Consider the following 26,001-nt stretch of genomic DNA (forward strand, 5'->3'; position numbering starts at 1 on the left):
CAACTGTTTGCAGCGTCCTGGCAAATGACGGTGTGCATTGCTGCACCTGAAATTTGCCAGCCGCTTTTAAGTAACGCTAGGGCTGAAAGTTCAAAAAAAATTCTCCTCCGTAATACAAAAATAAAAATGGAACATAAGATGAACACACTAAGATCAAATACCCATCGCGCGTCAAACGCCTGGATCAGTACCCTCTGCATAGGTCTTTTTTTCGTTCCGCTTGCCCAGGCAACAGAAGGCGGCGGCACCTCATACCCACTGGGTGTGAATACGGTCCTCGCGGGAAAGATGCCACCGCCAGGCTTTACCGAGTTTTTCTACTTGTCCGACTACAGTGCGAATAAAACGCTGGATAGCGATGGCAATCAAAAACAAGGTATTCACAACTTTGACCTTGATGTTCAAGCACTGTCGATGCGAGTGGATTATGTTTATCAGGACTACTCGATTTTAGGTGCCAAGCTAGCCAGTCGCATTGCCTTGCCCTTTGTCAAGGGCGACGTCAAGTTCGATGTCGATACGCCTGCTGGTCGAGTTCATCGCAGCGATCACCAAGAAGGCATCGGCGATCTGACGGTAACTCCATTTGTATTGGGGTGGAGCTCTCCACGGTACAGCCAATTATTCGCGCTGGATGTATTTGCGCCCGTCGGGTCCTATGACAAGGACCGCCTTTTCAACCCGGGTCGAAACTACTGGGCTTACGGGCCATGGTATTCGTTTACCGCCTATCCGTTGGAAAAACTGGAGGTCAGCGCCAAGCTCATTTATATGATAAATGGTGAGAACCCCGCTACCCACTATCGCTCCGGCCGTGAGTTCAACGCTGACTACAACATTGGCTACAACATCACTCCCGAATGGCAAGTGGGCGTGAACGGCTATTTGTATAAGCAGCTCAGCGATGATGAGAAGAATGGTCAGACGTACCTGGATGGTAACCGTGGTCGGGTCGTCGCAATCGGCCCCTCGATCAAATACCAGACCCCGGCAATCGGGTTTGTCATGAAAGTGCAGCACGAGATGCTGGTCGAGAACCGTGCCGAAGGTAATAAAGTCTGGCTGCAGGCCGTTTACCGATTCTGAACTTTGCCTCTTTCCAAGGGCGCCACAAACAACGTGGCGGCCCTGGAGCGAACATCACTGTCCAATAATTAAAATCAGGTGAAATCGTGACTGGAATATCCAAGTGGCATGTACTGATCGGTGGATTTATCGCCTACCTTTTTGACGCAATGGAGATCATCCTGCTAACGCTCGCTCTGCCCGTTATCCGTCAGGATCTGGGGCTGAGCCTCAATGAAGTGGGAGCGCTGGCAAGCGCTACATTGCTGGGTATTGGTGTGAGCGGCGTTGCCACAGGCTGGTACTCCGACAACTTCGGCCGGCGCAGGGCATTGATGGTATCGCTGGCAATCTTCGGCGCACTGACCTGTTTCTTTGCATTCGCTCATGATCTCTACGTACTGATGGGCTTGAGATTTATCTCGGGTCTTGGGCTTGGCGGGGTATGGACGATCCTCTCGGCTTATATCGTCGAAACGTGGCCATCCACGCAACGCGCCAGAGCCATATCCTTCGTGATCAGTGCCTTCCCGGTTGGCGCCATCGTGGCTGCCATGGCGGCAAAGTTCATGCTGCCGGAATGGCGTTTGATGTTTTTCGTGTCCGGCGCCTCGGTGATACTGCCGATCATTTATGTGTACTTTCTAATTCCGGAATCTCCGGCCTGGAAGGCTCAGCGCGATATTCAGGGAACGGCAGCGAAGCGGATATCCGTCAGCGAGATTTTTTCGCCTGAACTACTTCGTAACACCTTGCTGGGGTCTCTTGCAGCCAGCTTTGCATTGCTTGGCTCCTGGGGAGTCAGCACGTGGCTGCCCACCTACCTGATACAGGACCGTGGCTTGAGTGTGGCGTCGATGACCAGCTTTATGGCGGTACTCCATCTCGGGAATTTCTTTGGCCTGAACGTATTCGGTTTCATCGCCGACCGCATTGGCAAGTGGCTTACGATTGTCATATCGCTACTACTCACATCAACGATGGCGCTGGTCTACGTCTATACCGCCCAGACCCAATCGCTGATATGGATAGGGGCGGGGTACGCATTTTTCATGGTGTTCGCAGGGTTGTTTGGTTCTTACTTCAGCGAGATGTACCCCATCCGGGTACGAACGCTTGGGGCGGGCTTCTGTTTCAATGCGGGCCGAGGGCTGGCGGCTTTTGCCCCCGTACTGCTCAGTGGCATTGCCAGCTTTTATAGCCTGGCAGCGGGATTGATGGTCTGTGCCGGCTTCTACGTTATTTCCGCACTGTTCGTTATATCCATGCCAAGGAATAAAACATTGGGTGAGGGGAGTACGCTGATGGGCACTTCAGACATTGCCAAAGAGGCAATCGGGTAACCTAATCCGTTGGTGCCAATGCCTCGTATCTACTGATACGGGGCATTTTTTTTGCTCCAGAAAACAGGCGGCTGGTGGTGATATCTGTATAAACATTTCAGATAGTGCGAATAACTAATATTTGCTTCTTTTATTTATTGGCCAACGGGAAGATGAATCCCAGACAACAATAAATAAGAGGACATCCCTCATGATCAACCTGCATGACATTCGATACATACGGTTGGGAACCGCGAATCTGGATGACGCGCGTCGCTACGCCACTCAGGTTCTCGGGCTGCAGGTCGCCCGAGAAGCCAACGGCGCGGTGTATTTCCGATCGGACAGTCGTGACCACACGCTCTGCTATTACGAAGGCGATCCGCAGGAAACCACGACAGCGTTCGAGGTCAGGACGGCGCAAGATCTGGAAGACGCAGCGGTGTTGCTCGAGCATCATGAATTCGACGTGCAGCATGGCTCGCGTGCAGACGCTGAAGTGCGCTATGTCGACGACTTCGTTCGCTTCAAGGATCCCAGCGGCAACAACATCGAACTGGTGTTGCGTCCCCATGCCAGCGGGCGACGCTATTTCCCAAGCCGCGATGCGGGCATCACCGGTTTCAGCCACATTGGCTTGCGCACCATGAATGCCCGGCGTGACGAACTGTTCTGGACTCAGCTGGCAAACGCCAGGGTAAGTGACCGAATTGGCGAGGCGCCATTACTGCGCATCGACGAGGTTCACCACAAAATAGCATTGTTCCCTTCGTCCCATCCCGGCGTGCAACACATCAACCACCAGGTGGAAACCGTCGATGACTTGATGCGCGCCTATTACTTCCTGGTTGAGCGGGGCATTCGCATTCTCTTCGGTCCGGGCCGCCACCCCACCTCGGGCGCGATGTTCCTCTATTTCGAGGGGCCGGACGGCATGACCTACGAATACTCGACAGGGGTCAGCTTGATCTCTCCGGAGAATGATGCAAGCCACCAGCCTCGCCAGTTTCCGGCGGAGGGTGCGGGATTCTGCGTGTGGGGCGCCAAGCCAGACATTCCGGAGTTCAAATCGTGAATCGCTTGCCAACTCCCAGCCGCGATCAGCAATCGCAAGTACGGGTGGCCGCGCGCGCCTTGGCCCGCGCTGGTCTGGTTCATGCCTACGGGCACTGCAGCCTGCGGCTGGATGAGGAGCACTTTCTGGTTTGCGCAGCGCAACCGATGGGTTTGATCCGGCCGGGCGAGCCAGGAATTGTGGTGCCGATCAAAGGTGAATTGCCCGACGGAGTGCTGGGTGAAGTCCGCATCCACCAGCAAATATACCGTCGCCGCCCGGATGTCCACGCAGTGATTCGAAGCATGCCTGCCCAGGTCATGACCCTGTCTTGCGCAAGGCTCACACCCCGTCCTCGCCATGGAATGGGCAGCTATTTCCAGTCGCCAATCCCGCTGTGGGACGACCCGCAGCTGCTGCGCAGCGACGAACAGGCCAGCGCCCTGGCCAATCAATTAGGACAGGGAAACGCCCTGGTCATGCGTGGCAACGGCGCCATCGTCGTTGGCGCGTCACTGATCGAAGCGTTGACGCTGACCTGGTACCTGGAAGACGCCGCGCGAATTGAATTGCAACTGCACAGCACAGGTCTTGCCGTTCAAGGGCCGGTACTCGACGCACAGGCCTGCGCACGACGGGCTGTCACCAGCGGCCGAATTTACGAGCGCATGTGGGAATACCTGACGGCGGGCGACCCCGAAACCAGCGCTCCAACACTCTAAAACAAGAAGGAATACCTTATGCCTGCGAAAGAATTCCGCCATTTCATCAATGGTGAATGGGTGAGTAGCGCCCGTACATTCGAGAACCGAAACCCGGCCGATAACAGTCTGATCGGCTTGGTGCATGAGGCCGGCAAAGCTGAGGTCGATGCCGCCGTACGAGCTGCGCGTGATGCATTGAAAGGCCCTTGGGGCAGCATGACCGTGGCCCAGAGAACGGCCCTGTTGCATAAGGTGGCGGATGGCATCGAGCGTCGCCATGAAGAGTTTGTGGCTGCCGAAGTGGCCGATACCGGTAAACCCCGCGCTTTGGCCGGACATTTGGACATTCCCCGTGGTGCGGCCAACTTCAAGGTATTCGCCGACCTGATAAAGAATGTGCCGACCGAAAGTTTCGTGATGGACACCCCTGACGGTGGCAAGGCAGTGAACTACAGCGTGCGAGCACCGCGTGGTGTCATCGCTGTTGTTTGTCCCTGGAATCTGCCGCTGTTGCTGATGACCTGGAAGGTTGGGCCGGCCTTGGCCTGTGGCAATACTGTCGTGGTCAAACCCTCCGAAGAGACCCCGGCAACCGCCACGTTGCTCGCCGAAGTCATGAATGAAGCCGGCGTGCCACCGGGTGTGTACAACGTGGTGCATGGTTTCGGCGGTGACTCGGCTGGTGCCTTCCTCACCGCTCACCCAGAGGTCAATGGTGTCACCTTCACCGGTGAAACCGGCACGGGCGAGATCATCATGAAGGCCGCAGCCAAGGGTATCCGCCCGGTATCGCTGGAACTGGGCGGCAAGAACGCAGGCATCGTTTTCGCCGATGCGGACCTGGAAAAGGCCGTCAAAGGATTGGGGCGCGCCGTGTTCGAGAACAGCGGTCAGGTCTGCCTGGGGACCGAGCGCATATACGTGCAGCGTCCGCTGTTCGAGCGCTTTGTCGCTGCATTCAAGGCCCACGCAGAAGGCATCAAAGTGGGGGACCCGAACCAGCACGACAGCACCATGGGACCAGTGATCTCGCTCGGTCACCGCGAAAAAATTCTCTCTTATTGCCGTCAGGCGGTCGCCGACGGTGCCACGGTGGTTCACGGCGGTGGCATTGCCCAGGTACCGGAACACCTGGCCGAAGGGGCCTGGTTCGAGCCGACGATCTGGACTGGTCTTTCGGAAACCTCGGCCGTGGTGCGCGAGGAAATCTTCGGCCCGGTTTGCCATATCGCCCCCTTTGATACCGAAGAAGAAGTCGTCCGTCTGGCTAACGACACACCCTATGGCCTGGCGGCCAGCGTGTGGACCAGCAACCTGCAGGTCGCCCATCGCCTGGGCAGCGCGCTGGACGTGGGTGTCTGCTGGATCAACTCATGGTTCCTTCGCGACCTGCGTACCGCCTTCGGCGGCGCCAAACAGTCGGGTATCGGCCGTGAGGGGGGCGTGCATTCGCTTGAGTTCTACACCGAGCTGCGCAACGTCTGCGTGCGGCTGTAAGGAGCCATTCATGAATAAGCAAGAGATCCACGTTCTCGGCCAGCAACTGCACCAGGCCCTCAGCAACTGCCAGGCTCTGGCGCCGCTGACCGACACCTACCCGGACATGACGCTGGAGCAGGCCTATGAGGTACAGCTGTCGATGATCCAGCGACGCCTTGACGACGGCCAGAGAGTCATCGGAAAAAAGATCGGTGTCACCAGCAAAGTGGTGATGGACATGCTCGGCGTCGATCAACCGGACTTCGGTCATCTGCTCTCGGACATGCTCTATGCCGACGGCGCCGCCATCGCCATCGACGGTTTGATCGCCCCCAAGGCCGAAGGCGAAATCGCTTTCGTGCTCAAGGAAGACCTGCATGGCCCTGGTATCACCGTGGCTGATGTTTTACGGGCTACTGACTATGTGATGCCGTGCTTTGAGATTGTCGATTCGCGCATCCGTGACTGGAAAATCCGCATCCAGGACACCGTCGCCGACAACGCCTCCGCCGGGGCTTTCGTCCTGGGCGGGCAGGGCGTGGCCCCGCGTGACGTCGACCTGGCCTGTGTCGGCATGACCCTGGAAAAAAATGGTGAAGTGGTCGCTACCGGTGCGGGTGCCGCAGCCCTCGGCCATCCGGCGAACGCCGTGGCCTGGCTGGCCAACAAACTCGGTCAGCTTGGCATCGGACTCAACAAGGGCGAAGTGATTCTCTCCGGCTCACTGGCCGCCATGGTGCCGGTCCAGGCGGGTGATCAATTGCGCATCAGCCTGGGCGGCATCGGCTCGGCCTCCGTTCGTTTCGTTTGAAGGATACCTTTATGAATCTCTCTGCAAGCACAATCGCGCAACTGGCCGAACACTTGGAAAACGCCGAGCTCAACCGTGAGGCCGTGGCCAAAATTACCGATGCCCACCCGGACATGGACTGGGAAGACGCCTACGCCATTCAGGACACCATTCGCCAGCGCAAGGAGTCCCGCGGTGTACGAATCGCTGGCCTGAAAATGGGCCTGACTTCTTTCGCAAAGATGAAGCAGATGGGGGTCACTGAGCCGATCCACGGCTTCCTTACGGACTACGGCTCTTGTCTGGACGGCGCGGCTATCGATGTTGACGGGTTGATCCATCCCAAGGTCGAGGCCGAGATCGCCTTCGTCCTCAAGCATCCGCTCAAGGGACCGGGCGTGCATGTTGGCGACGTATTGACGGCTACCGATTTTATTTTGCCGGCAGTTGAAGTGATCGACTCGCGCTACGAGAACTTCCGCTTCGATCTCAAGAGCGTCATTGCCGACAACACCTCTTCGGCACGCTTCGTCACCGGCGGACAAATGAGTGGCGTGCAGGGCATTGACCTTAAATGCCTGGGTGTGGTGCTGGAAAAGAACGGCGAAGTAGTCGCCACCGGTGCCGGCGCCGCGGTGCTCGGGCACCCGGCGCAGAGCGTCGCCATGCTGGCCAACATGCTCGGGGCCAAGGGGCGTGAACTGCCGGCGGGCTGTTTCATCATGACCGGTGGCATCACCGAGGCCATTGCCGTTGCTGCCGGGGACAACATCACCGTGCGCTACCAGCATTTGGGCAGCGTTTCCATGCGCTTTACCTCGTCCAGCCAGCGTTGAACCGGAGCTATCGACCATGCCTATCGCCATGATCCATCTCGCCGAGGGCCGCAGTGAAGAGAAGAAGCATGCACTGTTGGTCAACGTCACCCAGGCCATCGCGCAAAGCCTCGATGTGCCAGTAGAAAGCGTACGCGTGCTGCTTCAAGAGATTCCCGAAACCCAGTGGGCCGCAGGTGGCAAGACCCTTGCCGAACGCCGGCGTGGTAACGCCTGATCCCCAGGCTGTGTGCAACGACAGGACACAATAACAATGAGCAATCCAATCAGCGTCGCCATCATCGGCTCGGGCAACATCGGCACTGACCTGATGATCAAGATTTTACGTCACGGCAAGCACCTGAAAATGGCCGCCATGGTCGGTATCGATCCGGCTTCCGACGGCCTGGCCCGTGCCGAACGCATGGGGGTAGCCGTGACCCATGAAGGCGTCGAAGGCCTGACCCGCATGGATGTATTCAAGGACATCGATTTCGTCTTCGATGCCACCTCGGCCGGCGCCCATGTGAAGAACGACGCCTTCCTGCGCTCGATCAAACCCGACATCCGCCTGATCGACCTGACGCCTGCGGCCATCGGCCCGTATTGCGTGCCGGTGGTCAACCTGGAACAGAATCTCAATCAACTCAACGTCAACATGGTCACCTGCGGCGGCCAGGCGACCATTCCGATGGTCGCGGCGGTATCGCGAGTGGCCAAGGTCCATTACGCCGAAATCGTCGCCTCGATTGCCAGTAAATCCGCCGGCCCCGGCACCCGCGCCAACATCGACGAGTTCACCGAAACCACCTCCAAGGCCATCGAAGTGATTGGCGGCGCGGCCAAGGGCAAAGCGATCATCGTGATGAACCCGGCCGAACCGCCTTTGATGATGCGCGACACGGTGTTTGTGCTGTCCGAAGCCGCCGATCAGACGCTGGTCGAAGCCTCTATCGTCGAGATGGCTGCCGCCGTACAGGCCTATGTACCGGGCTATCGCCTGAAGCAAAAGGTCCAGTTCGACGTGATCCCGGAAGACGCCCCGCTGAACATCCCCGGCCTCGGAAAGTTCTCCGGGCTCAAGACTTCGGTGTTCCTCGAAGTCGAAGGTGTCGCCCATTACCTGCCAGCCTACGCCGGCAATCTCGACATCATGACCTCCGCTGCCTTGGCCACCGCCGAGCGCATGGCGCAGTCGATGCTGAACGCCTGAGGAGACCGACATGACCTTTAATCCCGGCAAAAAACTCTACATCTCCGACGTGACCCTGCGCGACGGCAGCCATGCCATTCGCCATCAGTATTCGCTGCAAAATGTGCAGGATATTGCCCGCGCCCTGGACAAAGCCAAGGTTGACTCGATCGAAGTTGCCCATGGCGATGGCCTGCAAGGCTCAAGCTTCAACTATGGCTTCGCTGCGCACACCGACCTTGAGTGGATCGAGGCCGCGGCCGACGTGATCAGCCACGCCAAGATCACCACGTTGTTGTTGCCCGGCATCGGCACCGTGCATGACCTCAAAGCGGCCTACAACGCCGGTGCCCGGGTGGTGCGCATCGCCACCCATTGCACCGAGGCGGACGTCTCGAAACAGCACATCGAATATGCCCGCGAGCTGGGCATGGACACCGTCGGTTTCCTGATGATGAGCCACATGATCGCCCCCGAGCAGTTGGCCGCGCAGGCCAAGTTGATGGAGAGCTACGGTGCCACCTGCGTGTACATGGCCGACTCCGGTGGGGCGATGAACATGCAGGATGTACGCGAGCGTTTCCGTGCGTTCAAAGCCGTGCTCAAACCGGAAACCGAAACCGGCATGCACGCCCATCACAACCTGTCGCTGGGCGTGGCCAACTCGATCACCGCCGTCGAGGAAGGCTGCGATCGTATCGATGCCAGCCTGGCTGGAATGGGGGCGGGGGCGGGCAACGCGCCATTGGAAGTGTTCATCGCCGCTGCCGAGCGACTGGGCTGGAATCATGGCACCGATCTCTACACCTTGATGGATGCCGCCGATGACATCATCCGTCCGCTTCAGGACCGTCCGGTGCGTGTTGATCGCGAGACGCTGGCGCTGGGTTATGCAGGCGTTTACTCCAGTTTTCTTCGCCATGCCGAAGCGGCGGCCCAGCGCTACGGGTTGCGTACCGTCGACATCCTGGTCGAATTGGGGCGGCGAAAAATGGTCGGTGGGCAAGAGGACATGATCGTTGATGTGGCGCTGGACCTGACACGGCGTTGATTGGTGGATATATGCACCAGTCTTTGGTGTTTTTACGGGATTGTCCGTTGTAGTGCATATAAATAGAGTGACTTAAACACAAAAAGAGAGTGTGTCCATGAGCGATCTTGACGACCGGAATATTCTTATTACGGGTGCCTCTGGTGGTATCGGCCGCGCTTCCGCATTGGCATTTGCGAAGGCGGGTGCACGAGTTGTGTTAGTGGATTGTGATGCCTCAGGTTTGGAAGAAACTGCCCAAGCCGTCACGTCGGCCGGTGGCAAGGTTTATTCAATTATTTGTGATATCACCCATGAAGAAGCTGTCGCTTCAGCCGTTGATGAAGTGGTTGCGCGATTTGGAAGATTACATGGCGCATTCAACAATGCCGGTGTGGAGCAAAGTAATTTGCCGCTACATGAAATTTCATCCGCCGCTTGGGAGCGAATTATTCGCATCGATTTGACGGGTGTTTTTTACTGCATGAAATATCAGATCCGCGCCATGTTAAACAGTGGCGGTGGTGCCATTGTAAACACGGCCTCGTCACTGGGCTCCGTGGCCATCGCAGCCGCAGCGGATTATGTGGCGGCAAAGCATGGTGTGATCGGTTTGACCAAAGCAGCTGCCGTTGACTACGGCACCCTTAATATTCGGATCAACGCCATTATGCCGGGTGTTATCGAAACACCGATGATCGTGCGCGCCAGTCAAGAGCCCAACTTTGCGAAGCAATTTGCCGCGCTACGTGAACGCCATCCCATCGGTCGCTTCGGGCAACCGGAAGAGATTGCCAAGGCAGCGCTGTGGTTGCTGTCGGATGACGCCAGTTTTGTCACCGGTACGGCGTTAGCCGTCGATGGCGGCTACTTGACCGTCTAAGACGTTCCAAACGGACTGCCGTATTAACAAGGATGTTTACCGCTCGCTGGTAAATGATGGGCTGCACCCCTGAATTAAGCGTGGGGTCAGCTGTTTTGAAAACAGAAGCAAACGGAGTTTTCCATGATAAATATCAGTCGCCGCATTCAGGTTAATGCGCAATCAGAAGCAAACGATGTGAGTCTGAATCGAAGCCAGGTGTGGGAAGGACTGGTGAGTAAGGCGCGCAATGCCGTTCCTTACGTCTCGGCAATTACCGAGTGCAACATTGTCGAAGATCAGGGCGATCGCTTTATTCGTGAAGTGGTCTTGCACGGCGAACGCCTGCAGGAGCTGGTGATTCTTTCGACAGAGCAACAAGTTGAATTCGTGCGCCTCTCCGGGAATGCTCGCGGGATCATCAAAAACGTGATCGAGGAAGAGGACGGCGAACTGTATTTGCGCTTCTCCTTCGTTTTCTCCCTGCCAGGCGTCCCGGCCGGTAGCGAAAAAGAACTCGAGTTTGCAAGCGGCATGCAAAAATCCTATCTGGATGCGGTGAGAAGTACGTTGCAAACCATCCGTAACAAGATCAGCCAATCTGCCTAAAACTCAGTGCAATAACTAAAACCCAAAAAACAAAAACAAGAAATGAGGCGTGCCATGAACCATGAATTGACAGGTATGTTTGAAAATGTCGATCGGATGTCGGTCGAAGGTTTTTTGAGTTATCTGGCTGATGATGTCGTGTTTCGGTTTGGCAATTCCCCGGAAGTGAAGGGGAAAGAAGTCGTCGGGGAGGCGATTGAGTTATTTTTTACTCAGATAGCCTCTCTGGAGCATGTTCTTCAAGGCGTGTGGAGCGAAGGCGACACGACAATAATGCGCTTTGATACGTATTACACCAAGCATGACGGCACGATCATCAATGTTCCTTGTTGTGTGGTCGTTCACTTCAATGCTTCCCGCTTGATCAATGATTATCGAATTCACATTGATATTTCACCGCTGTACAGTAACGCATATGTCAGTGATGTTATCCACGCGTCCGCATAACACTCAAGAATTCCAGTTTTACTGCACTTGCCGGTCGAAGCCCACGTCGCTTTGCTGGCAAGTGCAGTGTTTTGGTTTCTGAATATCGGTGAAGGCGTTGTGATGAAAGATCTAAATCTGCTCTATACGTTTGAGGCGTTGTGGCGAGACCACTCCGCTTCAATTGCGGCGCAGAATCTGGGTGTTACGCAGGCAGCAGTCAGCGGGTCGCTCAAGCGGTTACGAAACGACTATGGTGACAGGTTGTTTACGCTGGTAGGTCGCCGAATGGAACCCACACCGTTTTGTGTCCATATCGCACCGCGACTGTTGGCCTCTCTTGCGATGGTCAGGGATGCCGGATGCCAAATGCCGGTGTTTGATCCGATAAGTTGTGAAAAGTTATTCATCATTAGAATGCGCGACATTGGCGAGGTCGTTTGTTTGCCACCCATCTTGAGCGAATTGTCCAGGGTTGCACCTCAAGCGCGGATACACACCGTCGTGGGTGGGATGGATGAGACGCTCAATGGCCTGTCCACTGGCAGAATAGACCTGGCGCTCGGCTTTATGCCGACCCTTCAGACTGACATTCACCGCACGCCGGTTTTTTCTCAGCATTACGTCTGCGCCATGCGCAAAGACCACCCCTTGGCGCGTCGCGGCTTAAGCCTTGAAAGCTTTGTCACCAGTGAGCATTTGTTGGTGGAATCCGGTGGTAGCGGTCACCAGGCACTGGAGCGTGCCTTGATCGATGCGGGCGGCAGAGACTGCATTAAAATGCGCACCCCTCAGTTCTTGTCCGGTCCGCACTTACTGCTGGATACCGACATGATATGGACGCTGCCCATTGCCCTGGGTAAAGCCCTGGCGCGCTTTTATCCTCTCGCCATACACCCTCTGCCCCTGCAAATACCCTCGTTCGAGATTGATCTGTACTGGCATGACCGATTTCACCGAGACCCTCAGAATAAGTGGTTGAGAGAAATGGTAGGCCAGGTACTGCGCAGCCAACAATCAGACTGGCAATAGTCGCTTTGAGAGGGAACCGCGGCCATCAAGGCGTTACGTTCCCCGAGCTCAAAGCATGAACCGGCGCGGCCTTCGCCTTCATCAAGCGACCCTCTCAACGGTGATGCTTCGCTCCTGGATGCTTTGGGGTAAATGGAGGCTCAGGTAGTCGATCAGGCTACGAACAGAGGGCAACATCCCCTTCGGTTTGGGGTAGAGCAAATGGATGATATGCGTTGCACCGGTCCAGGAGGGGATGACAACTTCCAGGGCCTTCGCGCGTACAGAGGCTGCAGCTATGGGCTCTGGCAACAAGGCGACGCCTAATCCATTGACGGCGGCCTCCAACTGCATACGTAGGTCATCACATATGAGACGTGGCTGGTGGCTGACCAGCAGCTCTTCGCCTGATGAACTGCGCAAGAGCCAGCGACCGACGCCATCATGGATGTCACCAGGACGTGAAAGCGTCTCGATTTCCGAAATGGCCTTGATCGTGGCAGGCCGTCCGACACGATCGAGATAGCGAGGACTGGCAACCAGAATCTGCCTGGTTGCGCCTAATTCCTTTGCGACCAACCCGGCCGTTTCTTCAATCCGGGCACGCGATCGCAAAGCCACGTCGAAGCGTTCTTCAAAGAGGTCGACCTCTCGATCTACTGCATTCAACTCAAGCCGTACCTTTGGATATTTTTCCATATACCCAGGCAGCAGGGGGGCCAAATAACTCTGCGCCATGACCTGAGGGCAGCTCAGCCGTACCAGCCCGACGGGTTCACGTCGAAGATGCTCGACACTTTCATAGGCGGTGTGCGCACCCTCGACAACGGGTTGGCTGAGGGTAAAGAAATGATGGCCGGCTTCGGTCAGCGAAACCTGGCGCGTTGTGCGATGTAACAGTCTCGCCCCCATTCGTAATTCCAGATCGGCGACATGACGACTGAGCAACGTTTTTTCAATTCCCGTTGCCCGTGCCGCTGCCGAGAACCCTCCATGTTTGACCACCAGCACGAAGTAATAAAGGTCATTAAGGTCTTTCATGCAGTTGACGCCCTCCTACGGGGCACCGTTGAAACCGTCAACGGCACCGGCGCTGTACTGATTGAGTTCGAGGCGTGTGGAATGGCTTCGAAGGCTGATGTAGTTATCATTCATTAAACTTTATTCGGGATAAACTGGTTATAATTGAATTGACTGATCCACCAGTGGAGCAATGAATATGGAACTTCTGAACGACATGGCGTTGTTTGTCGAGGTCGTCAAAGCCCACAGTTTTCGCAGGGCCGCAGAAGCGATGGCGATGCCCAATTCGACCTTGTCGCGACGCATCAGCGGGCTTGAAAAGGCCATTGGCTTGAGGCTGTTACACCGCACCACGCGCAAGATCGAATTGACCGAGGCGGGGCAGTTGTACTTTGACCGATGCAAGCGAATCGTTGACGAGGCGCGACTGGCGCACGAGCAGTTGGGTGAAATGCTTGCGCATCCAAGCGGCCTTTTGCGCGCGTCACTGCCTGTGGATTTCGCCAACATTTACCTGGCACCACTCATCGCCGAGTTCGCCCGACGGTACCCTGGCATCAGCTTTGAATTCGACCTCACGCCGCGCCAGGTCGACCTGGTCAGCGAGCCCGTCGATGTAGTTATCCGCATGGGCGAACCGGCAGATTCGAATCTGATTGCGCGAAAGCTAGCGAGCCTCTCTCGTCGTTTGTACGCCTCGCCTCGTTATCTGGAGCTCAATGGCGCGCCCAGCGATCCGTCTGAGCTGGTAAACCACGAATGCCTGCGCCTGCGAAAAGCTGGCAAGTGGCAGCTCTCCCATTCAGGCGAAGTGATTGAGATCGAGGTGGGTGGAAGGTTTCAACTCAATAGCGTCGGGATGCTTCGTCGATTAGCGACGCTGGATCTGGGGATCGCCGTGTTGCCGGAAGGCATTGCAGCGGACGATCTGCGCACCGGCTTGCTGCAACCGGTACTGCCCCAATGGCACGCCAATCCGATCCAGGTGTACGCCCTCACTGAAACCCGTCTCTTGCCCGCAAAAACTCAACGCTTCATTGAGTTTCTACGTGAGCAACTTGAGCAGGCTTGACTGTCTGGTTCCGGCGAATGCTGAGCCAATAAAGGCCACCTATGGCTATCGCGCCGACCAGTACGGGAAGCGCCAACCAATGGAAGAAGACCTGTGACGTGCCAGCGGTGGAAATAAACCAGGCGCCTAGCGTCGAGCCGACTATTGAACCGCAACGGCCGACAGCCATTGCCCAACTCACCCCGGTCACGCGGGCAGCCGTGGGGTACAGGGTGGCGGATACCAGGTTGAGTCCGTTTTGAGCACCGGCCACACCGAAACCGATGAGAAATACGGCTGTGGCCAATGGGTAGGGGTTACCCATCAGATAACCCGTCACAGCAATGACTACTGCTGCTCCCGAGTACGAGAGGGCCAACACAGGGTAAGGGCCGACGCGATCCATCAGCAGGGCCATGAGAACGGCGCCGACGGTACCGCCCAGCGGCACCATGGCGCCAATACGTGAAGCGTAAGCGATGTCGTAGCCGGCCTCTTTGAGTAGGGTAGGCAGCCAACTGGTCAGCAGGTAGAACACAAAGAGCGAGCAGAAGAAGGTCACCCACAGCAGCAGTGTTCGGACCATCCGCCCTTCGATGAACAGGTGCGAGATCGGCGACCTTACTTGGGCCGGGCGTTCGTCATCGAGGATCATTACACCGCTCCAGCTTTTTCTGGTGATGCGTTCGACCACCCGGCGCAAGGCGTCGGCGTGCTTGGCCGAGGACGCCATGAACCGAACCGACTCGGGCATTAGCCAGGCCAACACTGGCAGTAACGCTAGCGGCATGACGCCACCCAGTACCAGAACGGAACGCCAGCCGAATGCTGGAATCGTCTGTGCGGCGAGCATGCCGCCCAAGGCAAGGCCAGCCGTGAAGCCACTCCAACTCAAGGTCACCATGATCATGCGCCGGCGTGCAGGGGAATATTCGGCGCTCAAGGCAATGCACGCCGGCATCGCACCACCCAGGCCGATGCCAGTGATGAAACGCAGAACCGTCAGTGACTCGATCGAATGGGTAAAGGCGCTGGCCAGGGTGGCGAGACCAAACACCAGCACTGAAATCAGTAAAACGCGTTTACGCCCTATGGCATCGGCGACCGGTCCCAGTATCAGGCTGCCGACCATCAGGCCGAACAATCCAGTCCCGAAAACTGGTGACAACTGGGCAGGCAACAGACCCCATTCTTCGCGCAGTGACGGGGCGATATAACCAATGGCTGCGGTGTCGAAACCATCCACCAGGACGATGAGGAAGCACAAGGCAAGGATGACGATCTGGTACGGCGAGATCTTCGCGTTATCGATGATCTCGCCAATTCGGGCGTTGTCAGGATTCATGCGGCTACCTTTTATTTTTTTATCTGGACGGGATCGTCGCCAAGCGCATTAAATAAAGGAAGCCAATTCTAATTATTCAAACTATCTGGTTTTGTTATACCTATGCGCACCGACCTCAACTTGCTCCGCGTCCTGCTGGCCGTTTATGAAACCGGCAATGTCACCGCGGCGGCGAAGCGGCTAGGCATGAGCCAACCCGCAACCAGTGCTGCACTGGCCCGCCTGCGTCACTCACTGGGCGACCCACTGTTCATTCGCTCGGGCAACCTGATGGAGGCGACGCCACGGGCGCAAGGCATCATTGAGCGCACCCGCGAAGTGATCGAGATCATCGACCGGGACATCCTCAGCGGCCCGACCTTCGACCCTGCTACCAGCGAGCAGGAGTTCGTCTTTTGCCTGAGCGAAGTGGGTGAAGTGGTCTTTCTACCTGCGCTATTCCAAAGCCTGCGCAGCGCGGCACCGAATACGCGCATACGAACGGTCAGCCTGGCACCTGATGAGCTTGTGGAGAACCTGCATGAGGGCCGAGTCGATGCGGTGCTTGGCTATTTTCCCGACCTTACAACCCCCAACATCTATCAGCAGCGGTTGTTCTCTCATGACTTGGTCTGCCTGATCCGCCTCGATCACCCTCTGGCAGGGGAGCGCCTGTCCCTGGAGGATTTCAGTAGGCTGGAGCATTTGCAGGTACGTGATGGCAGCCGTCGCCAGGAAATGTTCGAAGCCCATCTGACCAAAGCAGGTATCCACCGAAACATCGTGCTGCAGACTTCTCACTACATGAGTGTGCCATCGATCATCGAACGCTCTGATTTGATCGTGGTGTTGCCACGCACCGTCGCCAACATGTACACGCATAATCTGAACGTGCGAATGGTCGAACCTCCCTTGGACATTCCACGCTATGACCTCAAGCAGTACTGGCATGCGCGTTTTCACGAGGCCCCCAGAAGCGTCTGGCTGCGGCGCTTGATCATGTCCGTATTCAATGGGTGACGTGCCCGAAAAACCAAAGTGCTTGGAGCCGGAATATAACCGCATCCTGAATTTCTAACCCTGCCTGCCATTTCCCTTTTGGACCCTTCATCGTGACTGGTGCGTGAGCGCAACAGTCCTTGGTGATTTTCGCGCCTAGTCAATAAGTAGTGGTCTACCTACAGTTCGCCCAACTCATTAACCTCCATGACTGATCGGGTGTGTTACTGCAAGCTGTTCTTATAAAAACAAGCAGGAGAAATGGGAGGCTTATGAATAATCGTCTGCAGGGTAAAGTTTGCATTATTACAGGCACCGGCGGGTCCATGGGGCGAGCAGCTGCGTTAATGTTCGCGCAACAAGGCGCCAAAGTAGTGGGGTGCGACATCTATTATGAGGCCGCTCAAGAGACGGTTGATGCAGTGAAGTCCATGGGTGGGGAGATGGTTTCTCTGAACAATTGCGACTTGACGGACCCTGCCAACTGCACTCGACTGGTCGAATTGGCTGTTTCGGAGTTCGGGCGCGTCGATGTGTTATTCAATAATGCAGCGATGGCCTATTTTGGATGGGTCGATCAGATATCAGATGATGACTGGCATCGAACAATCGATCAGGAACTGAATTTGGTGTTCCATCTTGTACGTGCAGCCTGGCCGGAGTTAATCAAGTCTCCGGGTGCTTCCATCATTAACACGGCATCTGTTTCGGCATGGTCGACCTACCGCATGCTCCCTGGAATCGCGCATAGCGCCGCCAAAGGGGCTGTGCTTTCCATGACTCGCCAACTGGCGCTGGAAGGCCGGGTCCATGGCTTGCGCGCCAACAGCATTTCCCCGGGGTTGATTGAGTCCAAGCAAACAATCCCGTTGCTGCAAGATCCCGAGTGGGCTGAAGCAATGCTGGGCAAGGTGATGCTGGGGCGTTTGGGTAAGCCCGAAGAAGTTGCGGCTACCGCTGTGTTCCTGGCTTCTGATGAAAGCTCTTTTATCACGGGCACTGATATTCGGGTCGATGGTGGTACCACGGCCTGGTAAGTCTTACAGACACCCACTATTCAATTAGGCCTGCCTGAAATAAAGACGGACTGTATTGCATTGCAAATAATAAATGCCCCACAGAGGCAGGCCCTGTTGTCGTTGTGACGTTATTCCGGCTGTTCTGTTCGTCCGCATGAATCTTCGTAATCAAAAAATAATAATCTATACGAGATCATCCTTATGCTGCGCGTAAAAACTGTGCTGCTCGGCAAAAGTTCCACTTTGCTCTGTGCGGCAGCCATGCTGCTAACTTGGGCCCAAGCTCACGCTACCGAAAACAACGGAACCGCTTACCCACTCGGTCTTGATACTGTGTTGGCCGGACGAATGCCGCCGCCAGGATTAACCACTTTCTTTTACAGCTCCGCCTATGAGTCAAGTGAACTAAAGGGCGCGGATGGGCACAGAATGGCCGGGATTGAAGATTTCAAACTCAGTTATCAGTCGCTAGCGATTTGCCTGGATTACGTCTACGCCGACTACACCTTATGGGGTGCGACGCTGGCCAGTCGTGCAGCCTTACCCTACATAAAAGGGCAAGTGAGTTTTTATACAGAGACGCCCCAAGGGCGTGTTCGCAACAGTGGCGAGGATGAAGGCTTCGCCGATTTGGCGTTTACTCCACTGTTTCTCGGTTGGAACTCTCCACGTTTTCATCAGATGCTGGGTTTAGATTTATATGCACCCACCGCCTCGTATGACAAGGATCGGCTCTTCAATGTGGGAACCAATGTGTGGTCCTACTCGCCGTGGTACTCCTTCACGGCGAACCCGATAGAGGAGGTGGAGATAAGTGCCAAGATTCTCTACATGATAAACGACAATAATCATGCGACTGATTACCGGTCGGGACGAGAGCTGAATGCTGACTACCATCTTGGCTACAGTTTGAACAAGAACTGGCAGGTTGGAGTCAGTGGGTATTTGTACAAGCAGGTGAGTGATGATGAAAGTCACGGTGAATCCGTGGGGGAGGATGGCAATCGAGGTCAAATCGTTGCTTTTGGCCCTGTTGTGAAATATCAAACCCCTGAATTTGGCGTACTGATGAAGTGGCAGCATGAAACGCTAGTCGAAAATAGGGCTCGCGGCGAGCGGCTCTGGCTCCAGGCTGTCATGCGATTTTAAGCCTGGCCTATAGGTTTCATCTGCTGAGTAGGGGCGCCCGTCATGGCCCTTGCATACCCTTGCGTCGTGATTGGTGCGTAAGCACAACAGTCCTTGGTGATTTTCCTGTCTAGTCAGTATCTGGCGTCTCACTTATGTTCTTTCTGGTTATTAAATCAATCAGGCGGGCTTTGGGATGCTGCAACCGGAACACTTCAAGACACTGAGCGGCTTCGGCTCTGTGCACGGCGTACCAAAGCTGCCAACGGGTTTTTCTGACATCTTCGAAAGCTACGAGATCGCTGCCAACGGCGTGAAACTGCACGCCGTCATTGGCGGGCAGGGCAAGCCGTTGCTACTGCTCGGGGGCTGGCCGCAAAACTGGTTTGCGTGGCGTTACCTGATGCTGCCGCTGGCTCGCACGTTCACCGTGATCGCTGTCGATCCAAGGGGCGTCGGGCTTTCAGAAAAAGCCCAGGAGGGTTATGACTCGCGGACCCTGGCCCAAGACATGTTTGCGCTGATGGACGCCTTGGGGCATGAGTCCTTCGCCATGGCCGGTCATGACATCGGCATGTGGACAGGTTATGCCATGGCACACGAACAACCCGCCCGAATCGAGCGCATTGCGCTGGGCGAGGCGCTCATTCCTGGCGTGTCGGACTCCCCACCATTGCTGCCTGAGCAGCGCTGGCTCAGTGATTTTCTCTGGCATTTCAACTTCAATCGGGCGCTGGGCATCAACGAGCAACTGGTCAGTGGTCGCGAAGAACTCTACTTCGGTCACCAGTTCGCGACCAAAGCAGGCTCGCCAGAGGCCGTACCCCGTTACGCGGTTGATTTCTACATCGAACAACTCAAGCGCGATCCACAAGCCTTGCGGGCCAGCTTCGACTACTACCGCGCAATTGATCAGTCGATTCCACAGAACCAAGAGCGCAAAGCAACACGCCTGACCTTACCGGTGCTGGCGTTTTCGGGTGCGCTTGCCTGTGGCGACAGCGTCGAAGCCGAGTTGCGCACGGTGGCTTCGAATGTTGAATCGGTGGTCATTCCGGATTGCGGTCACTACCCGGCGGAAGAGCGCCCGGAGGCATTGCTGGCCGCGTTCGAGGCGTTTTTCGCACCCTATGCAAGATAAGCCATTGCTGTTCGGTGAGAGAGGGCGAGGTCACACTCATTGTCGCGCATTGAACGCTACCGCTAGTACCAGAGGCCGCCGTCATGTCTGTCGTTATCGCCCAGCTTAATCGCGCCAATCTAGGCGGCCATTTCCACGGTTACGGTCTGCGCACCGAACCAGAATTGATCTCCCCCTTCATCGGGGTCGACCACTACTGGATGAGCGCGCCGACCTTTGCGCCACACCAGCATGCCGGCATTTCGGCGTTGTCCTACCTGCTTCCCGATTCCGAGACGGGAATGGCCAACCGTGACTCGATCGGCACTCAAAACGTGATTCAACCGGGCGGCCTGCACTGGACCACCGCCGGCCGTGGCGTGGCGCACGAGGAGGTCCCGGCTGAAGCCGGCAAAACGGTTCACGGACTGCAGATCTTTGTCGCTCTCGCTCCATCGCGCCGGGGCATCGCTCCGTTCCCGCTGATACTCGAAGCGCAGGATGTGCCGGTCATGCAGGAGCCAGGTACCAAGGTGCGGGTACCGTTGGGGAGCTATCGTGAACAGAGCTCCCCGCTGACTCCACCGACCGAGGTGACAATGCTCGACATCTTGCTGGAGGAGGGGGCCGAACTGAGTGTGCCGATTGCCGCAGGCCACTGCATGTTCATCATGCCAATCGAAGGCACGGTGGAAGTGGCGGCCCAGCGCTTCAATCGCGAGGACCTCAAACTCCCGGTATTCCCGGCGCAGGATGCTCCACGCGAGGTCGAGTTAAGAGCCCCGCGGGGAAGTGCCAACGTAGTGCTGTTCAGCGGACCACCGCTACCCTTTGTTTGAACCCAACGAAACGAGGATTTGTACTATGGCTGACGTACGATTCACTGCAGAGAACGCCGCGTTGTTGCTGATCGACCATCAGGTCGGCACGATGCAACTGATCAAAAACATAGACCCTGAGTTTGCCGCCAAGCAGTCGATTGCATTGGCCAAGATGGCGAAGATCCTCAACATGCCGGTCGTGATTACATCCAGCCAGGAAGATCAGGCTCAGGGCCCGATTCTTCCGGAAATCGCCGCGGTACTCCCGGAAGCGCACGCGGCACGGATCAAGCGTCCCGGTGTGGTCAATGCCTGGGAATATGCCGACTTCCACAATGCGGTGCTTGCCACTGGGCGCAAACATCTGATCATGGCAGGTGTGACCACCGACGTTTGTCTTATCTTTCCGGCAATCGATGCTGCGCTCGAAGGCTTTGCCGTGCAGGCCGTGCTGGATGCTTCGGGTTCGCCCAGCGATCTTTCCGAAGAGTTCGCCCGTCAACGAATGCACGATGCCGGTGTCGTGCTCACCGCCACCAATACGCTCATGGCGGAGATCGGACAGGATTGGTCCACACCTAACGGACAGCAACTAATTGGCTTGTTGTTCACCGATGTATTCCCGGCCTTGGGTGCTGGCATCCAATAAACCACGATCCCGTCGCGTTGCTCGAAGCGCATGGCACTTCGGGCAAAGCGACGGTTCCTAGATCAGTTGGTTACTGCATAACGAAGATATTCGGCGCTGATCCGGTTTGAATGGGCGACCAATCCGCGGACGAAGGGTAATCGTGTTTCTTCATAACGGTTCAGCACGGCGGCAATGGGTTCGTCTGCGTTTCGGTCTGCGAGCATTCGGGCCAGCACCGCCGCATCTTCCACCCCGGTCAGGAAGCCGCGCCCGGTCATAGGTGAAACGACGTGGGCAGCGTCGCCGATGATGGCCAATGCACCACGTGCCAACCGCTGCGGCTTGTACTCGGCAATCGGAGCGCCGCTCAATACATTTGCTGAGCGCACGCCGACAGTTAACGCCTCGGCCCATGTCGCAGGCCAGACCTGTGGGATCAGGGCGACCAGTTCAGACCTCACGTCCTCGCCGATCGTCCCGCACCCGAGTGTGCCCACGATATGGCCATCGGCAGTCAGACAGCCGGTGCGACGAAGCAATGCTTCCTGATGCACATCGAACCAAGCGAATGTGATTTGACGCTGACCTGGTTCCAGCGAGCCATCGCGACCAGGAAGTATTGCAGCAACCAGACGATATCCGCCCACGAACTCAATCCATAGGCCGCCGTTCGATGGCCATTGAACGGGATGCACGAGCATTCGCTCCTCGACCAGCCCACGCCACACGAGATAGCCGGCGTAGCGGGCAAGTGGTGCATCTGGCATGATCGACTGGCGAACGATGCTGCGATATCCGTCCGCACCGATCACTGCGGCGGCAACCCTCTGGGTTCCGTCGGCAAAGGAAACTTGCGCCCTATCGCCAAGGTCTGCGACCGAGGTGACAGCTTTGCCTTCTTCGAGGACGATGCCTGGTGTTGCGAGAGTCCGGTTTCGTAGCCAGTTGTAAAGCGCTGGCCAGGTCGTCAGTTCGCGATAAGCGGGGACCACGGGCAAAATGGGCGCAGCTCGTGGATCATGGCCAACCGTCGCCGCAACCACGTCAAGATCGATGCTCAGGCTGTCTCCACCATGCACGCGACCAACAGAACGCTCAACGACACGAACGGGCACGCCCCTGGTCGCGCAAGCGAGCGCCAGCGTGAGGCCAGCAAGGGATCCGCCGACAATAATGATTTCCGGGGGAGTAGTGTTCATCGCGAGTAAGCACTCATAGCGTCTGCATTCGTGGAAATATTCCGGCTCATCTGAAGGTCTTCTGCGTGACTGAAATGATGAGCGCGATCACCGCCACGCCGATCACGACCCAAAAGTATTCCATGCTGGCGACCAGGGTCGATTGCTGCTGCAGCATTTGTGCGTGCATCGCCACCGAGATTTGATTCGCGGTCGTGGTGCCCACTTCGGATGACAGTGCTTGCGCCAGCTGTTGAGTCTGCTCGATATAGAGAGGGTCGCTGGCGCTGAAATGCACATTGAGGTTGTTGTATTGCGTGGTGATGCGCCATTGCAGAAACAATGTGGCAGCCGTGGTGCCAATCGCCATGGCGATCTGCCCCATCATGTTTTTGATCTGATAGGCATGCGCGAAGAGCTTCTCTTCTTGCATCACATCCCGAAAGGTCTGCATGGCCGCGGTCGACATCACCAACATTACAAAACATCCATTGAGTATCAATGCCGGCAGAATGTTCGACCACATATTGGCGCTGGGCGTCAGCGAGGACAGCAGCCAGCCAAAGCCACCCAGCGCGATGAATCCCAGAATGAAGAATTTCTTCGGGGCAGGGTACTTTGGAAGGAGAGTGGCCATGATGACCCAGGTGGCCAGGGTGCCGGTCAGTCCGATGGCCTGGAATGTACCGATGGTGTCCCAGGAGTAACCCAGTCCCGTTTGCAGGAAGTACGGCAAGATGTAGTTATTGGCACCCAGTACAACGTAGGCGTAGCAAAACAGCGCCACGCCCTGGAGGTAACGAGGCTGCATCAAGTCTCTGACCTTCAGGAAGGGCTTTGCCTTGTTGTGTTCTGCGTGGAAGAAGGTGTACACCCCCAGTGCTGCCAAGAGTGCGCACACGACGATGATGAAGGTGTCGTTATAAAAGTCGTAGTAGGACCGCTGCAAGATATAGAGCAGAAAGAAACTGCTGACCGACAACAAGAGAATGCTTGCCAGGTTCGAGGGGGTTTGGTCCTCCTCAGGGATAGGGCTGGTAGGCAGAAAACGCACGCAAAGTGCTGCTGCGACCAAGGCGCCGACGATTAATATCCAGAAGATTGCGTGCCAGGTATTTTCGGCCACCACCAATGACGAGACAAAAGGCGCCGCAGCCGTCCCGCCGGCGAGCCCGGTGGCAAATACCTTGATGCCCGTGAACCGGCCCGGGCCAGGGGGCAGCAGGTTGATCATGAGCCGTGCCGAAGTCATGAACGAAGCCCCGCCCAGGGCCATGACGACTCGGCCTACGGTGAAACTGGTCAAATCAACGCTGACACCGCACACGAAAGCGCCCAGCACGAAAACGCTGATTGAGCCGAGCATGAAATTGCGCCAGCCCAGGCGCTCCGTCAACCAATGCTGTTTCGAAATCACCACCACTGCGATACAGGCATACAGGGCGGCCACCAGGCTGAACTCGTCAGGGCTGGCCCCGATTTCGCCGCGAATCGGTGCAGAGGCAAAAGCGATCATGCCAGCCTGCAAATATTCCAGTGCACAGAGCAGGCCCACAGTGAACAATAAGGCGGCGTGTTTTCTGTACATGATCCCCCCGTCAAAATTTCAGGTTTTTGGGGGCATGGTCACTACCCTCATTGGCACTGATCACGCGTTCCACAACTTCATTGGCGTCTTGGAGTTCGTTCTTGAAAATCTCGGTGCTGTAAATCGGTTGCTGTGTAGCTGTCTTGTTCAGGACAGGGCCATTGCGATCGGTGGTGTCGACCGCGACGCGCATGGACAAACCCAGGCGCAAGGGGTTCTGTGTGATTTCCTGTGGCCGTAAAGCGATCCTTACCGGCACCCGTTGGGTCACCTTGATCCAGTTGCCGGTAGCGTTCTGAGCCGGCAGCAAGGAGAAAGCACTGCCGGTGCCGGCATCCAGGCCGACAATGGTCCCGTGGAATATGACGCTGCGGCTGTAGGCATCCGCACGCAGTTCAACGGGCTGGCCAATACGCAGGTCTTCAATCTGCGATTCCTTGAAGTTGGCATTGACCCAGATTTGGTCAACCGGCACCACCGACATCAGCGCGACGCCCGGATTGATTCTTTGTCCGACCTGCACGGTGCGTTTGGTGATTACACCTGCAACCGGTGAATAGATTTGCGTGCGATGCAAGGCGATGTAGGCATCACGCAGGTTGCTTGCCGCCACCAGCACATCCGGGTGAGTACGAAGTGTGGTGCCGTCGACCATCGCGAGCCGAATGGAGAGGGCGTGTTGGGTCCCATCAAGCCCTGCGATTGCGTTTTTGAGTACGTCGGCGGTGTGACTGATCTCTTCACGAGAAACTGCACCACTAGCGGCGAGTTGGTTGCGTCGACGCAAATCATCCCGGGCCTTGCGCACGTCGATTTGACGCTGTTCTACCTCGGCCTGGAGTTGCTGGACCTGGTAGTACTCAGTGCGTGCCAGACGTACTGCGCGAGCGAGGTTCGACTGGGCGCGTTCGTACTGGATTTCGGCATCCACGGCGTTCAATCTCACCAGTGGCGAGTTGGTATCGACATGATCGGTGTTGTCGCTGCTGATTGCCGTTACGGTACCGCTGACTTGTGAGGTCACCTGAACAACGTTGCCGTCGACATAGGCATCGTCGGTGGATTCGCTATCCAGTCTCAGGACGTAGGCACCGCACAAGGCAACCACCAGAAGGACTATGGCCGCGATCAGCAGCAATGTGGGGCGGTACGACGTTCGTTGTTTAGGGGTGGCTGATGGGGAGGGCGTATCTTTAGTCATAACGTCATGTACCTGCCAAAGAGGGAGTGGCGTTGTCGGGGGCAGGCAGTTCGGGCATGTTGCCACGCCCCAAAGCCTGGCTTAAGGGAAAGCGCTCTCGATTTCAGGTCTATCAACGAGATTGCAGCTTTCCGAACGCACCGCGCTGGTAGCCGTCAACGGCTTCGGCCAGCGCGTGCTGAGAGGCAAGCGCCAACGGTCCTTGCCAATACACCGGTTGATTCAACGGGACGCCAGAAAACAGCACGGCCTTGGCGTTGCCCTTGGGTGCGCTCAACCTGACCACGCGATCGTCACGCAGCGGCAGATTCACCGGCAGCGTGAGTTCGATGAGATTGAAGGGGATGCCGTCGACCCACACTTCGCCGTCAATCGGCATCACGAACGCCACGTGACCTTCGGGGATCGGCACGCTGACTTCAGCGCCGTCCTCGAGAGAGATGTCCAGTACGCTCACTTCGGTGGGTACCGACAAGGGCGACGACACTTGGGCGAAGCTGCCCAGTGGCACGCGCACCTTGACCCCTGGCAACCGCACCACGGGCACATCCTGGGCTTC

27 protein-coding genes are annotated in these 26,001 nt (G+C 56.7%); 21 read left to right on the forward strand and 6 right to left on the reverse strand.

Annotated features, from left to right (window positions below; all coding sequences use genetic code 11):
* Positions 1 to 138: 138 nt before the first annotated feature.
* The 14 genes from AC07VR_RS24940 (at position 139) to AC07VR_RS25005 (ending at position 12,380) form a co-directional block, all read left to right on the forward strand.
* Positions 139 to 1,086 (forward strand): SphA family protein, encoded by a 948-nt coding sequence (locus AC07VR_RS24940; RefSeq protein ID WP_495012875.1) that lies wholly within the window; start codon positions 139 to 141, stop codon positions 1,084 to 1,086.
* A gap of 86 nt (positions 1,087 to 1,172) precedes the next feature.
* The gene (locus AC07VR_RS24945) at positions 1,173 to 2,408 is read left to right on the forward strand and encodes an MFS transporter (protein WP_495012876.1); all 1,236 of its coding nucleotides are present in this window, start codon (positions 1,173 to 1,175) and stop codon (positions 2,406 to 2,408) included.
* A 190-nt stretch (positions 2,409 to 2,598) separates the two neighbouring features.
* On the forward strand, positions 2,599 to 3,462 hold the full coding sequence (locus tag AC07VR_RS24950; protein ID WP_495012877.1) for a VOC family protein: 864 nt from the start codon (positions 2,599 to 2,601) through the stop codon (positions 3,460 to 3,462).
* Positions 3,459 to 4,163, forward strand: a complete 705-nt coding sequence (locus tag AC07VR_RS24955; protein ID WP_495012878.1) for a class II aldolase/adducin family protein — start codon at positions 3,459 to 3,461, stop codon at positions 4,161 to 4,163. The genes AC07VR_RS24950 and AC07VR_RS24955 overlap by 4 nt, the downstream gene beginning before the upstream one ends.
* An 18-nt stretch (positions 4,164 to 4,181) precedes the next feature.
* Positions 4,182 to 5,642 (forward strand): 2-hydroxymuconic semialdehyde dehydrogenase, encoded by a 1,461-nt coding sequence (locus AC07VR_RS24960; RefSeq protein WP_216743071.1) that lies wholly within the window; start codon positions 4,182 to 4,184, stop codon positions 5,640 to 5,642.
* Positions 5,643 to 5,652: 10 nt separating this feature from the next.
* Positions 5,653 to 6,435, forward strand: coding sequence for a 2-oxopent-4-enoate hydratase (gene dmpE, locus AC07VR_RS24965; protein WP_495012879.1), 783 nt, complete (start codon positions 5,653 to 5,655; stop codon positions 6,433 to 6,435).
* An 11-nt stretch (positions 6,436 to 6,446) separates the two neighbouring features.
* A complete protein-coding gene (dmpH, locus tag AC07VR_RS24970) occupies positions 6,447 to 7,250 on the forward strand; it encodes a 2-oxo-3-hexenedioate decarboxylase (protein WP_495012880.1) in 804 nt (267 codons plus the stop codon).
* A gap of 16 nt (positions 7,251 to 7,266) precedes the next feature.
* A complete protein-coding gene (locus AC07VR_RS24975) occupies positions 7,267 to 7,467 on the forward strand; it encodes a 2-hydroxymuconate tautomerase family protein (protein WP_008157144.1) in 201 nt (66 codons plus the stop codon).
* A 36-nt stretch (positions 7,468 to 7,503) separates the two neighbouring features.
* The gene (locus tag AC07VR_RS24980; protein ID WP_495012881.1) at positions 7,504 to 8,442 is read left to right on the forward strand and encodes an acetaldehyde dehydrogenase (acetylating); all 939 of its coding nucleotides are present in this window, start codon (positions 7,504 to 7,506) and stop codon (positions 8,440 to 8,442) included.
* 10 nt (positions 8,443 to 8,452) lie between these two features.
* A complete protein-coding gene (dmpG, locus tag AC07VR_RS24985; protein WP_495012882.1) occupies positions 8,453 to 9,472 on the forward strand; it encodes a 4-hydroxy-2-oxovalerate aldolase in 1,020 nt (339 codons plus the stop codon).
* A gap of 97 nt (positions 9,473 to 9,569) precedes the next feature.
* Positions 9,570 to 10,334 (forward strand): SDR family NAD(P)-dependent oxidoreductase, encoded by a 765-nt coding sequence (locus AC07VR_RS24990; protein ID WP_495012883.1) that lies wholly within the window; start codon positions 9,570 to 9,572, stop codon positions 10,332 to 10,334.
* Between the two features lie 123 nt (positions 10,335 to 10,457).
* Positions 10,458 to 10,922: an SRPBCC family protein gene (locus AC07VR_RS24995; RefSeq protein ID WP_495012884.1), complete on the forward strand. Its 465-nt coding sequence runs from the start codon at positions 10,458 to 10,460 to the stop codon at positions 10,920 to 10,922.
* Between the two features lie 54 nt (positions 10,923 to 10,976).
* Positions 10,977 to 11,369: a nuclear transport factor 2 family protein gene (locus AC07VR_RS25000; RefSeq protein ID WP_495012885.1), complete on the forward strand. Its 393-nt coding sequence runs from the start codon at positions 10,977 to 10,979 to the stop codon at positions 11,367 to 11,369.
* 102 nt (positions 11,370 to 11,471) lie between these two features.
* A complete protein-coding gene (locus AC07VR_RS25005) occupies positions 11,472 to 12,380 on the forward strand; it encodes a LysR family transcriptional regulator (protein WP_495012886.1) in 909 nt (302 codons plus the stop codon).
* 81 nt (positions 12,381 to 12,461) lie between these two features.
* On the opposite strand, the gene AC07VR_RS25010 is transcribed toward AC07VR_RS25005, so the two are convergent.
* A complete protein-coding gene (locus AC07VR_RS25010; RefSeq protein WP_495012887.1) occupies positions 12,462 to 13,400 on the reverse strand; it encodes a LysR family transcriptional regulator in 939 nt (312 codons plus the stop codon).
* 178 nt (positions 13,401 to 13,578) lie between these two features.
* On the opposite strand from AC07VR_RS25010, the gene AC07VR_RS25015 reads away from it, so the two are divergent.
* Positions 13,579 to 14,454, forward strand: a complete 876-nt coding sequence (locus AC07VR_RS25015) for a LysR family transcriptional regulator (RefSeq protein ID WP_495012888.1) — start codon at positions 13,579 to 13,581, stop codon at positions 14,452 to 14,454.
* On the opposite strand, the gene AC07VR_RS25020 is transcribed toward AC07VR_RS25015, so the two are convergent.
* Positions 14,417 to 15,778 (reverse strand): MFS transporter, encoded by a 1,362-nt coding sequence (locus AC07VR_RS25020; RefSeq protein WP_495012889.1) that lies wholly within the window; start codon positions 15,776 to 15,778, stop codon positions 14,417 to 14,419. The genes AC07VR_RS25015 and AC07VR_RS25020 overlap by 38 nt on opposite strands.
* Before the next feature lie 102 nt (positions 15,779 to 15,880).
* On the opposite strand from AC07VR_RS25020, the gene AC07VR_RS25025 reads away from it, so the two are divergent.
* The 6 genes from AC07VR_RS25025 to AC07VR_RS25050 all read left to right on the forward strand — a co-directional run bounded on the left by AC07VR_RS25025 (position 15,881) and on the right by AC07VR_RS25050 (position 21,493).
* Entirely contained in the window at positions 15,881 to 16,777 is an 897-nt protein-coding gene (locus AC07VR_RS25025; RefSeq protein ID WP_495012890.1) for a LysR family transcriptional regulator, read from the forward strand.
* A 251-nt stretch (positions 16,778 to 17,028) separates the two neighbouring features.
* Entirely contained in the window at positions 17,029 to 17,793 is a 765-nt protein-coding gene (locus AC07VR_RS25030) for an SDR family NAD(P)-dependent oxidoreductase (protein ID WP_495012891.1), read from the forward strand.
* Between the two features lie 183 nt (positions 17,794 to 17,976).
* Positions 17,977 to 18,924: a SphA family protein gene (locus tag AC07VR_RS25035; protein ID WP_495012892.1), complete on the forward strand. Its 948-nt coding sequence runs from the start codon at positions 17,977 to 17,979 to the stop codon at positions 18,922 to 18,924.
* Between the two features lie 175 nt (positions 18,925 to 19,099).
* Positions 19,100 to 20,044 carry an alpha/beta fold hydrolase gene (locus AC07VR_RS25040; RefSeq protein WP_495012893.1) on the forward strand — a complete coding sequence of 315 codons (945 nt, stop codon included), beginning with the start codon at positions 19,100 to 19,102 and terminating at the stop codon, positions 20,042 to 20,044.
* A gap of 83 nt (positions 20,045 to 20,127) precedes the next feature.
* Positions 20,128 to 20,862: a pirin family protein gene (locus AC07VR_RS25045; RefSeq protein ID WP_495012894.1), complete on the forward strand. Its 735-nt coding sequence runs from the start codon at positions 20,128 to 20,130 to the stop codon at positions 20,860 to 20,862.
* 25 nt (positions 20,863 to 20,887) lie between these two features.
* Entirely contained in the window at positions 20,888 to 21,493 is a 606-nt protein-coding gene (locus AC07VR_RS25050) for an isochorismatase family protein (RefSeq protein WP_495012895.1), read from the forward strand.
* A gap of 62 nt (positions 21,494 to 21,555) precedes the next feature.
* Here the strand turns inward: AC07VR_RS25050 and AC07VR_RS25055 are convergent, their stop codons facing one another.
* The 4 genes from AC07VR_RS25055 to AC07VR_RS25070 form a co-directional block, all read right to left on the reverse strand.
* Positions 21,556 to 22,674, reverse strand: a complete 1,119-nt coding sequence (locus tag AC07VR_RS25055) for an FAD-dependent monooxygenase (RefSeq protein ID WP_495012896.1) — start codon at positions 22,672 to 22,674, stop codon at positions 21,556 to 21,558.
* Positions 22,675 to 22,720: 46 nt separating this feature from the next.
* A complete protein-coding gene (locus AC07VR_RS25060) occupies positions 22,721 to 24,241 on the reverse strand; it encodes an MFS transporter (RefSeq protein ID WP_495012897.1) in 1,521 nt (506 codons plus the stop codon).
* Between the two features lie 10 nt (positions 24,242 to 24,251).
* Positions 24,252 to 25,442 (reverse strand): HlyD family secretion protein, encoded by a 1,191-nt coding sequence (locus AC07VR_RS25065; protein ID WP_495012898.1) that lies wholly within the window; start codon positions 25,440 to 25,442, stop codon positions 24,252 to 24,254.
* Positions 25,443 to 25,554: 112 nt separating this feature from the next.
* Positions 25,555 to 26,001 (reverse strand): pirin-like C-terminal cupin domain-containing protein (locus AC07VR_RS25070; protein ID WP_495012899.1); only part of this gene is annotated, 447 nt, incomplete at its 5' end.

Source organism: Pseudomonas sp. GW821-FHT02H09, assembly GCF_059421425.1.